The sequence below is a fragment of the Oceanicaulis sp. HTCC2633 genome (assembly GCF_000152745.1).
Taxonomy (GTDB): Bacteria; Pseudomonadota; Alphaproteobacteria; order Caulobacterales; family Maricaulaceae; genus Oceanicaulis.
This window is the reverse complement of record NZ_CH672428.1, coordinates 2,501-13,549: the sequence shown is the minus strand read 5'-3', so window position 1 is coordinate 13,549 and position 11,049 is coordinate 2,501. Positions and strand designations below refer to the sequence as shown.

Genomic DNA, 11,049 nt, shown 5'->3' with positions numbered 1-11,049 from the left:
GCTCGCCCATGCGCCAGAATATGAAGATCCGGCGCGCCATGCCCATGGTCGCCGTGGTGCGCAAGGCGCAGGCGCGGCTTTAGCTTTCGCTGTCGATACGGTTGAACGGAAGATCGGCCCTGGCCTGCGCCGCCTCCGCGTCCGGCGTCGCCGCAACCGGCGGCAGGCGGTCCAGCACCACCCCGACCGCCGTCCATATGGCGCCCGCCGCCAGACAGCCCGCACCGGCTATGGCGTGCAGGGTCTTCATCAGCATCATTTCATAATTGACGGTCCGCGCATAATCGGGAGCGCTCGGCGCGCCGTAGGCATAGAGAATCAGCGCAACGCCGATGATCACGGCCAGAATGCCCCAAACCTTCATGTGAAATTCCCCTTTTGAGTGTGCCAATTCGCTCCAGTGTAGTGCTTGCGCAGCAAGGCGCATCCGCGAGTTCTCGCGATTATTGTTGACACTCGCGAGTTTTCGCGAAATGCTTCCCCTTGTTCCGGGCCCTCCCCCTCACACCCGGAACACAGCCATGGGGCGGAGCGCGATGCCACCTCGCGCTCCGCCCGCAGGCCGGGACAGAGGGATACGGGAGCAACCCATGACGCATCAGGTCGTAACGCTGCAGCGCGCAGCGAATGAGAACGCATGTCCGCCGCCCAGCCTTCCGGGCGAGACGATCCGCGAGGGCCAATGGGGCCGCGTGGTCGAGGTCAATTCCATCCGCCTCAAACAGCTGGTCGCCTTCACCAGTGCCGGGCGCACGCGCCGCGGCTATGTGCTGCGCTTCACCACCCGCCCCGGCGAACCCGCCCGCGCGCGCCTGATGGTCGCGCCCGGCTATGCCGGGGCCGGGTCTTTCATCACCCAGCCCGTCAGCAAGCTGGAGGCGGTGTAATGGAGACGCCCAAGGCTTCTGCGAATGGCTTCGAGGATGCCCTGCCCTACATCAAGGCCCGCCAACCCGGTCCCATCATCCCCCTACCTGATGATGACGCCGCCAGCCCGCGCCGTCTCACCCTCGACCAGCTCGCCGCTCTGGCGCGCTGCATCCGCGACCCGCTGTTCGCGGCGCAAGGCGGCTATGGCCGGGGCAATATCCTGACCCTGCCCAATCACAAGACCGGGCCGGGGCCGGAGATCTCCGCCCTGGTCCGCGCCGGGCTGATGAAGTGCGCGGGCACGATCGATGATGGCGCCTCGGTCCAGTATTACGCCACCCCCGCCGGGGAGCGCACCTTGCGCGCCTGGCGCGCGGCAGCGACGTCGGGCCGGGTGGATGACAGCCTACTCGGGGGTAAGTCATGAGCGATACGCCCTTCGCCCTCACCCCCCGCCAGCGCCAGGTGCTGGACGCGCTGATCGCCGCAATCGACAGCACCGGGGTCACGCCCAGTTTTCAGGAGATCGCGGACGAGATTGGCCTCGGCTCGAAAAGCGGCGTCGCTCGCATCATGGACGCGCTCGAACAGCGCGGCTGGATACAACGCCTGCCCAACTTCGCCCGCGCCATCCGCATCCTGCGCCGCCCCGAGGAGCTCGAGGCGCAATGGCTGATCTGGTCAGTGATCTACGGTTCATGGTGGCGTCCGGATCGGGCGGGCTATACCCGCGTGCTGGCCGAGGCCGGGCGCTATACGCGCCACACCGCGCTGAGCATCAGCGGGCGCGCGCGCGATGGCTGGGACGGGACAGCCGCCCCGACCGAGGTCCCCGTCCGCCTTGAGGATGCGATGGCGGCTGCGGCGATGGGCGCAGAGATCACGTCCGCCATTCGCGCGCACGCTGTGGATCCGCGGGGGCGCGCATGAGCCCGCTTGATCTCATGCTCTGGGCGCTGGCCGTCTGCCTTGCCGCAGTCGCTGTCTTTTGCGCCCTCTTCGCGATCGTCGCCGTACTCGGAACCGTCGCGGGTGTGACGATCAGCGGTTGGCTGGCTCTCCGTGACAAGCGGGGGCGCAAATGACCCCGACCGTCAATCGCACTCTGAAGAACGCTGGGTTTGACCATATCGACCACGCGCTCGGACGCCCGGTCGATCCCATGGCGGACACCTATCGGGATTATTACGCCCTCAACGCTGACAGCCAGCGCGTGACTGAGTTCGCCGCTTCCCCTCATTGGGAAAGAGGTTCGATAGGCGGCGGTGTCGTCGTGTTCCATGTCACCGATGCTGGCCGGAAGGCGCTCGCCGAACACCTCAAGTCCATCGCTGATCCGTGGCGCCTGTATGCCGTGACCTTTCAGGGCTTCACAACCCACGTTTCAGGCAAGTCCCACAGCTGCGCCAAGTATGGCCATTATCTGGACATCGCGGACGCGCTGTCAGACCTCACCTTCGGCGAATATCTCAAAGGCGCGCGCTGCAGGCTGGTCGCCCCTACGGGAGCCGCCGCATGACCGACGCCCCCAACCCCTACCCGCCTAAAGGCGCGGATCCACAGACCCTCAACGAGCGCCAGCTACGCGCGGCGATCATGGGCGAGCTGCGGCGCCACATCAGCTGGCAAGCCCTGCGCGATGCGGTCGAAATCCTCATGAGCGCGGATGACAGCTACACCGAGAACCATCATCGCGCGCCCCTGCAATGCTTTCATTGCGGCGTCGTGTTGCAGACCCGCATTGGCGCGACCGTTCATTTCGGCGAGACGCCGGACAGGGTCCCGCTCTGTCTCGCGCCGGAGACGGCGCGCAGCCTGCTCGAACACGCCCGCCGGGAAGCCTGCATCGCTCCGCCCGGAGAAACCGGAGAGCCCGTCCGCCGCCTTGCCGCGCTCATCGAGGACGCCTGCAAAGCGACCCCCGCATCACCCCAGACAAAAAGACACCCCGGCTCGGTAACCGTAGAGATCATCGACGCTCCCGGAATGAAACCCGCACTGAATCGCGGGACCGTCGAAGCACATATCAGGGAGTGTCTAGCGCACTGCCACACGAACTCGACCGCACCCGCGTCTCGGAATGCGGACAAGTGGAAGGGTCGCAAATGACCCACCACACCCGCGAAATCATCGCCGACTGTTTCGCTGGCGCGGGCGGCGCCAGCATGGGCATCTTTCTGGCCCTCGGGCGGCATCCGGATGTGGCGATCAATCACGACCCCGACGCCATCCGCATGCATGGGGTGAACCATCCGGACACCTATCACTTCAATTCCAATATCTGGAATGTGGATCCCGATGATGTGGTGCGCCGCTTCGGCCCGGTCGGCCTGCTCTGGGCCAGCCCGGACTGCAAGCATTTCTCGAAGGCCAAGGGCGGACGCCCGGTCAAACGCAATATCCGCGATCTGGCCTGGACCGTAGTCCTCTGGGCGCGGCGCGCCCGCCCCCGGGTGATCATCCTCGAGAATGTCGAGGAGTTCCGCCATTGGGGCCCGGTCAGTCCCGACGGCAAGCCCTGCCCCGAGCGACGCGGCCAGACCTTTGACCAATGGGCGGGCCAGCTGCGGCGGCTCGGTTACAAGCTCGAACACCGCGAGCTGCGCGCCTGCGACTATGGCGCACCGACCATCCGAAAGCGCCTCTTCGTCATCGCCCGCCGCGACGGCGAGCCCATTGTCTGGCCAGAGCCCAGCCATGGCGCGCCCGAGGATCCTGACGTCATCGCGGGCCGCAAGCTGCCCTGGCTTACCGCCGCCTCGATCATCGACTGGTCCCTGCCCCTGCCCTCGATCTTCCTCACGAAGGAACAGGCGCAGGACTATTACAAGCGCACGGGCGTGCGGCTGATCCGTCCGCTGGCGGAAAAGACCGAGGCCCGCATCGCCCGCGGCGTGAAACGCTATGTCATCGATGAGGCCGAGCCCTTCATCGTCACGCTCAATCATGGCGGCGATCATCAGCGCGGCTGGGGGCTGGGCGAACCCTTCCGCACGGTCACCGCGGCGCGCGACGCGCACGCCCTGATCCCCCCCTATGTCAGCTATGCCCAGCAGGGCGGCGGCAATCGCAGCGCCACCGATCCGCTGCACACCATCTGCGCCAGCACGAAGGATCAGAATGTCATCATCGCGCCGACGGTGATGAAGTTCCGGGCCAACAGCCTCGGCTGCAAGATCGACGCGCCCCTGCCCACCGTCACCGCCAACAGCCACATCATCCGCCCCGGCGGCGCGGCGCCGCTGGGGGTGGCGGCGGCGTATCTGATCCCACACCCCGAAGGAAAGCCGAACCGCTATGGCTGCGGTGAATGCGGCGAGGTCTTCCATGACAAGCACGGATATGTGTCGGGAGGACTCGTTACCGCCGAATGCCCGGACTGCGGCGAGGAAGACAATGTCACCTTCCTGTACAAACACCCCGCCCAACCGGACGCGCTGCAGGTCGCTCACGTCGCGCCGCACATCATGACCATGCGCAATGCGGGCAAGCCCTTCACCGCAGCGAACGAGCCGACCCATACAGTTACGGCGGGCGGCGCAGGGTTGAGCCTCGTCGCCGCCTTCATGGCCCAGCACAATGGCGGGGCGAACATGGAGAGCCATGCCGGGCGCCCGGCGGACCAGCCCCTCAGCACGCTGACCACCACGGCCAGCCAGCAGGCGATTGTCGGAACCTTCATGCTGACCATGAAGGGCAGCGACCGGCGCATGCGCGCCATCACCGATCCCGCCAGCACGCTCACCGCCCAGGGCGGCAACCTCTCCATGGTCGCCGCCTTCATGGGCAAATACTACGGCACCGGCGACGGCCAGCATCTGGCCGAGCCTTGCCATACCGTCACCACGCGCGACCGCTTCAGCCTTGTGACGTGCACCGTCCAAGGCCAGCCCATGCTCATCCACGATATCGGCATGCGCATGCTCACCCCGCGCGAGCTCTATCGCGCGCAGGGCTTCCCCGACAGCTATGAGATCGACCGCGACGCCGAGGGCGTGCGCTTCACGAAATCGGTCCAGGTGCGCAGCGCAGGCAACTCGGTCTGCCCGCCCCTCGCCGAGGCGCTGGTCCGCGCCAATGTCGAGCTGCGCGACCTCACCCCGTCCACCCCTGAACAGGAGGGGCCGCTGTTCGCGGTCGCTGCGGAATGAACCGAGAAACAGCCTATCAGTTCGCCCGTCGCCATCATGCCGGACAGACCGACAAGGCGGGCGCGCCCTATGTTGAGCACTGCATCGCGGTCGCCAGCTTCGCCGCCGGCATCGCTGCCGTTGAAGGCTGCTCCCCGTCCCTGATTGGATATGCCTTCACCGCAGGCCTGCTCCATGACGTGGTCGAGGACACGGCTGCGACGCTGGAAGACGTGGACCATGCTTTCGGTGACCACATCGCCTGGCTGGTCGGGATCCTGAGCAAATCGCCCGACTGCTCCCGCAGCCAGTATCTGGCGCGTTGCGCCGCCACGCCGGTGACCCGCATCGTCAAGATGGCGGACGCCTATCACAACTCGGACGTGACGCGCTTCAAGAACCCGACGTGGGACCAGATTGTCCGCTGCCAGCGGTATTACAACGACTATCAAGCCCTGCGCGACAACGCCTTTGCGAGAGCGCGCGCATGACCCGCTGGACCCGCCAACACTTCATCCGCCCCGATGACCTCGCCATCGCCGAGGCGCACGCCATGGCCGATCATGGCCTCGGCGCGGTCAGCTTTGACGGCCCCGATGACGCCCCGGTCTGGACGCCCGCCCCGTCCATCGAGGGCCAGGGCCACAATCCGGTGCGCCTCAAACTCTGTCGCACCAGGGGCTGGAACCTGCAGGCGGCGAGCACGGCGCTTAACAATCGCGCGGCGCGCGCCGTCACCCGCCCCGGCCCGTTCGGGAATGTGTTCTCGGACCCCGCCAGCGCCTTTGGGTTTGAAGCCCCCTTCTATGGAGCGAAGATCACGCGATGGGCCAATGGAGATCCGCAGCGAGAGCGTCACGCCTTGCTGGTCGAGGCCTTTGCAATCTGGATTCTGGACTCTTATGAGGGCGAGAAGCAGAGCGATCGCGTCCGCACCGAACTGCCCGGCCTGAACCTCGCCTGTTTCTGCCCCTCGCACCTGCCCTGTCATGCGGACGTGTTGCTCGCCATCGCCAATGGCCGGGACATCAACACGGCCCTGCCCTGGCGGACGGCCTGATCATGAGCCGCGCCCCAATCACCCCCGCCACCCGCCGCCGCACCCCCGTGCGGGGGGCGGCGCGTGCGCGGGAGACGGGCGCCCCGCTCAACCCACCCTTGTCAGACGCCGAGAAGCGGATGATCATCGCCTTGTTTGAGGACTTGGCCGAGCGCGATCACAACGCCAGCCAGCGCCCTCGCGCGACAGGACAGAGTTAGGGGCACAGCATGAGAGACGGGATCCGCACGCGGACGCGAGGCGCATCATGACGCCCGCCCTCTATGCCCGCTATTCCAGCGATCTGCAGCGTGACCAGTCCATCGAGGACCAGTTGCGGCTCGCGCGTCGGGCGCTTGATCAGGCGGGCCTCGCCAGCGCCCATGCGCTGGTCTTTTCCGACGCCGCCATTTCGGGCGCCGCCACGGGCAACCGCCCCGGCCTCACCGGCCTGCGCCAGGCCATCGCCCATCGCCAGATCAGCGCCGTCGCCGTGGAATCCCTTGACCGGCTCAGCCGCGATCAGGCCGACCTCGCCCTCATCGCGCGCGAGATGCGCGCCGCCGGCGTGCGCCTGATCACCGCCGACGCGGGCGAGATCAGCGATGACGCCGCCGGCATCATGCAGATCGGCATGCGTGGCATGATTGGCCAGATCTATCTCAAGGATCTTGCGAACAAGACCCGGCGCGGCCTCGAAGGCGTGGTCGCCGAGGGACGCCATACCGCCGCCCCGCCCTATGGCTATCAGAAGAAGCCGGGCGGAGAGCCGGGCGAGCTGGCGATCGACACGGACGAAGCCGCGATCGTGCGCCAGATCTGCGAGGACTTTGTCGCCGGGCTCTCGCCCCAGGCCATTGCGGCCGCCCTCAACGCCCAAGGCGTGCCCGGCCCATCCGGGCGTCTCTGGCAGACCTCGACGATTTTCGGCCAACCCAAACGCCTCAACGGCATCTTGTGGAATCCCATGTATCGGGGCGAGCAGATCTGGAACCGCCAGCGCAAGGTGAAGGATCCGGTCAGCGGCAAGGCCCGCATGGTCCCCAATCCCGAAAGCGAGTGGGTCCGCCGTCCGGCGGAGAACTGGCGCATCCTGCCTGAAGATCTCTGCGACGCGATCGACAGGGCCAAGGCGAAGCGCGCCAACGCTGACACCGGACGCGAACACAAGCGCCCGCGCCGCGCCCTCTCCGGGCTTCTGAGCTGCGGATGCTGCGGCGGGCCGCTCCAGATCCAGGGGCGGGCCAGCGCCGCGCGCTATGGCTGCTCACGGCGCAAGAATCAGGGCGCCAGCGTGTGCGAGGGGATCGGCTATGTCAGCGCCACAGAGATCGAGGCGCGCGTCCTGACGGCCACAAAGACCCGCCTGCTCAGCCCCGAGGCGATCCGGCTGGGCATGGAGGCCTATCGCCGCCGCCGCCGGGAGCTGGCCAGCACGAACGCCAGCGATCGCGCGCGCCTGCAGAAGAAGATCTCCGACCTCAAGGGACAGGAGACGCGCCTCATCGACGCCTTCGCCAAAGGCCACACACCTGAGAGCGCGCTTGAACGCGTCAACCAGATGGAGGCGGAGCGCAAACAGCTCGAGATCCAGCTCGCCGAACTGCAAGAAGATGCGCCCGTCACCGAACTGCATCCCGGCGCGCCCGCACGCTATGCCCGAATGGTCGAAGACCTGGAAGCCCTGATCGCCGCCGACAGCAATGCCCACGCGACGATCTCCGATCGTCACCGCGCCGAACTCAACGGCGCAATCCGGGACCTTGTCCGGTCCATCACCGTGTGCAGAAACAAAAAAAGCGGCGAGATCGACCTCCAGGTGGAGGGTGATCTCGCCGCTCTTCTGTACTTCAGCGAACCGAGTCCGCTTTCGATGGGTGCGGGGGTAGGATTTGAACCTACGACCTTCAGGTTATGAGCCTGACGAGCTACCGGGCTGCTCCACCCCGCATCAGGGCTGCAACACCATTGTTAAACAACAATCTGGCTGCAGAAGCAAACGTCGTGCTGTGTCTGACGACGTCAGTCTCGGTGACGAAATAAACGGAGAACTTTTTTTTGCATCGTGTCTAGCGGACCGGGCGGCGACCTACTCTCCCATGCCTTAGGACATAGTACCATTGGCGCAGAAGGTCTTAACGGCCGTGTTCGGGATGGGAACGGGTGTGGAGCCTTCGCTATAACCACCCGGTCGGCAAGACCGATGCATATTGTAGAGACATTCTGACTTGTGGGCTTCATGGGGCGAAGCGATCGCCGCCCATGAGCATTGTTGGATCAAGCCGATCGAGCAATTAGTACTGGTCCGCTTCACGCATTGCTGCGCTTCCACTTCCAGCCTATCAACGTGGTGGTCTTCCACGGCTCTGATAGGGATACCTGGTTTTGAGGGGGGCTTCCCGCTTAGATGCTTTCAGCGGTTATCCTTTCCGCACTTAGCTACCCTGCTATGCTGCTGGCGCAACAACAGGTCCACCAGAGGTGCGTCCATCCCGGTCCTCTCGTACTAGGGACAGCTCCTCTCAAGTATCCAACACCCACGGCAGATAGGGACCGAACTGTCTCACGACGTTCTAAACCCAGCTCACGTACCGCTTTAATTGGCGAACAGCCAAACCCTTGGGACCTGCTCCAGCCCCAGGATGCGATGAGCCGACATCGAGGTGCCAAACAATGCCGTCGATATGGACTCTTGGGCATCATCAGCCTGTTATCCCCGGCGTACCTTTTATCCGTTGAGCGATGGCCCTTCCACGCGGGACCACCGGATCACTATGGCCGTCTTTCGACTCTGTTCGACCTGTCAGTCTCACAGTCAGGCTGGCTTATGCCATTGCACTCAACGAGCGATTTCCGACCGCTCTGAGCCAACCTTCGCGCGCCTCCGTTACTCTTTGGGAGGCGACCGCCCCAGTCAAACTACCCACCACGCAGGGTCCCGGATCCAGGTTCATGGACCGCGGTTAGACGTCAATGAGGATAAGGGCGGTATTTCAAGGATGGCTCCACCGGAACTGGCGCTCCGGTTTCAAAGCCTCCCGCCTATCCTACACATATCGCCACTAACGCCACTGCGAAGTTGTAGTAAAGGTGCACGGGGTCTTTCCGTCTGACCGCGGGAACTCCGCATCTTCACGGAGAATTCAATTTCGCTGAGTCTCTGTTGGAGACAGTGGGGAAGTCGTTACGCCATTCGTGCAGGTCGGAACTTACCCGACAAGGAATTTCGCTACCTTAGGACCGTTATAGTTACGGCCGCCGTTTACCGGGGCTTCAATTCGGAGCTCTCACCCCTCCTTTTAACCTTCCGGCACCGGGCAGGCGTCAGACCCTATACGTCGTCTTGCGACTTCGCAGAGCCCTGTGTTTTTAATAAACAGTCGCCACCCCCTGGTCTGTGCCCCTGGACACCAGTTGCCTGATGCCAGGCTCCCTTCTCGCGAACTTACGGGAGTAATTTGCCGAGTTCCTTCAACAGAGTTCTCTCAAGCGCCTTGGTATGCTCTACCAGTCCACCTGTGTCGGTTTGGGGTACGGTCTAATGCGGGAGCTATTTCCAGGGACGGCTTGGCTGCACACTCAATCCAGTAAGAGTGTACAACGTCCGCAATCCGTCACTACCCGCTGGCCCAGGAATATTAACCTGGTTCCCATCGACTACGCCTTTCGGCCTCGCCTTAGGGGCCGGCTTACCCTGCGCTGATTAGCATTGCGCAGGAACCCTTGGACTTTCGGCGAGAGGGCCTCTCACCCTCTTTATCGCTACTCATGTCAGCATTCTCACTTCTGATATCTCCAGCAACCCTCGCAGGTCACCTTCACAGACTTACAGAACGCTCCGCTACCACTCTTTCGAGTCCGCAGCTTCGGTGTATCACTTAAGCCCCGTTACATTTTCCGCGCAGGAGCGCTTGACCAGTGAGCTGTTACGCTTTCTTTAAAGGATGGCTGCTTCTAAGCCAACCTCCTGGTTGTCTAAGCACTCCCACATCGTTTCCCACTTAGTGATAACTTAGGGACCTTAGCTGGCGGTCAGGGCTGTTTCCCTCTCCACTACGGACCTTAGCACCCGCAGTGTGTCTGCCTCGCTCTACTCCTCGGTATTCGGAGTTTGGTTAGGTTTGGTAAGTCGTTGGGACCCCCTAGCCCATCCAGTGCTCTACCCCCGAGGGTAATACGAGACGCTCTACCTAAATAGATTTCGCGGAGAACCAGCTATCTCCGAGTTTGATTGGCCTTTCACCCCTAGCCACACGTCATCCCCGTCTTTTTCAACAGACGTGGGTTCGGTCCTCCAGTGCGTGTTACCGCACCTTCAACCTGCACATGGCTAGATCACTCGGTTTCGGGTCTTATCCCTCGAACTCGTCGCCCTATTCAGACTCGCTTTCGCTGCGCCTACACCTATCGGCTTAAGCTTGCTCGAGAGACAAAGTCGCTGACCCATTATACAAAAGGTACGCCGTCACCGCGCAAGGCGGCTCCGACTGCTTGTAGGCGTCCGGTTTCAGGGTCTGTTTCACTCCCCTCGTCGGGGTGCTTTTCACCTTTCCCTCACGGTACTGGTTCGCTATCGGTCGGCAAGGAGTACTTAGGCTTGGAGGGTGGTCCCCCCATGTTCAGACAGGATTTCACGTGTCCCGCCCTACTCGAGGTCTCTTCAATCGCTTTAACGTACGGGGCTATCACCCGCTATGGCCGAACTTTCCAGATCGTTCCGCTGACTCAAGAAGAGACACTGGCCTGGTTCCCGTTCGCTCGCCGCTACTAGGGAAGTCTCAATTGATGTCCTTTCCTTCGGGTACTTAGATGTTTCAGTTCCCCGAGTTCGCTTCTTATCCCTATGTATTCAGAATAAGATACCTTTCACAAACACTGGTGATTGGCCGCCTGATCACTCAGACGAACAACCGCCAGGGTCTGTAAAGGTGGGTTTCCCCATTCGGATATTTCCGGATCAAAGTCTGCTCGCAACTCCCCGGAACTTAACGCAGCGTGCCACGTCCTTCA

Annotated in this window: 12 protein-coding genes, 1 tRNA gene and 2 rRNA genes (1 of these 15 running past the window's edge); 11 read left to right on the top strand and 4 right to left on the bottom strand. The window is 63.4% G+C overall.

What is annotated here, in order from left to right; genetic code table 11:
- Positions 1-79 precede the first annotated feature (79 nt).
- Positions 80-364, bottom strand: coding sequence for a hypothetical protein (locus OA2633_RS00095; protein WP_009800419.1), 285 nt, complete (start codon positions 362-364; stop codon positions 80-82).
- A 226-nt stretch (positions 365-590) separates the two neighbouring features.
- On the opposite strand from OA2633_RS00095, the gene OA2633_RS00090 reads away from it, so the two are divergent.
- From OA2633_RS00090 to OA2633_RS16655, 11 genes are read left to right on the top strand one after another with little or no spacing between them, the layout of a single operon-like run.
- Positions 591-887 (top strand): hypothetical protein, encoded by a 297-nt coding sequence (locus OA2633_RS00090; protein ID WP_009800418.1) that lies wholly within the window; start codon positions 591-593, stop codon positions 885-887.
- Positions 887-1,297 (top strand): hypothetical protein, encoded by a 411-nt coding sequence (locus tag OA2633_RS00085; protein WP_009800417.1) that lies wholly within the window; start codon positions 887-889, stop codon positions 1,295-1,297. Before OA2633_RS00090 ends, OA2633_RS00085 begins: the two co-directional genes overlap by 1 nt.
- Positions 1,294-1,800, top strand: coding sequence for a LexA family transcriptional regulator (locus OA2633_RS15030; RefSeq protein ID WP_009800416.1), 507 nt, complete (start codon positions 1,294-1,296; stop codon positions 1,798-1,800). The genes OA2633_RS00085 and OA2633_RS15030 overlap by 4 nt, the downstream gene beginning before the upstream one ends.
- Positions 1,797-1,955, top strand: coding sequence for a hypothetical protein (locus OA2633_RS15960; protein WP_009800415.1), 159 nt, complete (start codon positions 1,797-1,799; stop codon positions 1,953-1,955). Before OA2633_RS15030 ends, OA2633_RS15960 begins: the two co-directional genes overlap by 4 nt.
- Positions 1,952-2,389: a hypothetical protein gene (locus OA2633_RS00075; protein ID WP_009800414.1), complete on the top strand. Its 438-nt coding sequence runs from the start codon at positions 1,952-1,954 to the stop codon at positions 2,387-2,389. The genes OA2633_RS15960 and OA2633_RS00075 overlap by 4 nt, the downstream gene beginning before the upstream one ends.
- Positions 2,386-2,979 carry a hypothetical protein gene (locus tag OA2633_RS00070; protein WP_009800413.1) on the top strand — a complete coding sequence of 198 codons (594 nt, stop codon included), beginning with the start codon at positions 2,386-2,388 and terminating at the stop codon, positions 2,977-2,979. The genes OA2633_RS00075 and OA2633_RS00070 overlap by 4 nt, the downstream gene beginning before the upstream one ends.
- A complete protein-coding gene (locus OA2633_RS00065; protein ID WP_009800412.1) occupies positions 2,976-5,021 on the top strand; it encodes a DNA cytosine methyltransferase in 2,046 nt (681 codons plus the stop codon). Before OA2633_RS00070 ends, OA2633_RS00065 begins: the two co-directional genes overlap by 4 nt.
- A complete protein-coding gene (locus OA2633_RS15025) occupies positions 5,018-5,491 on the top strand; it encodes an HD domain-containing protein (RefSeq protein WP_009800411.1) in 474 nt (157 codons plus the stop codon). The genes OA2633_RS00065 and OA2633_RS15025 overlap by 4 nt, the downstream gene beginning before the upstream one ends.
- Positions 5,488-6,060 carry a DUF4326 domain-containing protein gene (locus OA2633_RS00055; protein ID WP_009800410.1) on the top strand — a complete coding sequence of 191 codons (573 nt, stop codon included), beginning with the start codon at positions 5,488-5,490 and terminating at the stop codon, positions 6,058-6,060. Before OA2633_RS15025 ends, OA2633_RS00055 begins: the two co-directional genes overlap by 4 nt.
- 2 nt (positions 6,061-6,062) lie before the next feature.
- Positions 6,063-6,260, top strand: a complete 198-nt coding sequence (locus OA2633_RS00050; RefSeq protein WP_009800409.1) for a hypothetical protein — start codon at positions 6,063-6,065, stop codon at positions 6,258-6,260.
- Positions 6,261-6,307: 47 nt separating this feature from the next.
- A complete protein-coding gene (locus OA2633_RS16655) occupies positions 6,308-7,957 on the top strand; it encodes a recombinase family protein (RefSeq protein ID WP_009800408.1) in 1,650 nt (549 codons plus the stop codon).
- Here the strand turns inward: OA2633_RS16655 and OA2633_RS00035 are convergent.
- From OA2633_RS00035 to OA2633_RS00025, 3 genes are all read right to left on the bottom strand, one after another.
- Positions 7,914-7,990 (bottom strand) — tRNA-Met (locus OA2633_RS00035). The two genes, OA2633_RS16655 and OA2633_RS00035, sit on opposite strands and share 44 nt — an antisense overlap.
- Positions 7,991-8,115: 125 nt before the next feature.
- Positions 8,116-8,230 (bottom strand): 5S ribosomal RNA (rrf, locus tag OA2633_RS00030).
- A gap of 82 nt (positions 8,231-8,312) precedes the next feature.
- Positions 8,313-11,049, bottom strand: a 23S ribosomal RNA gene (locus OA2633_RS00025); it runs 50 nt beyond the window's last position.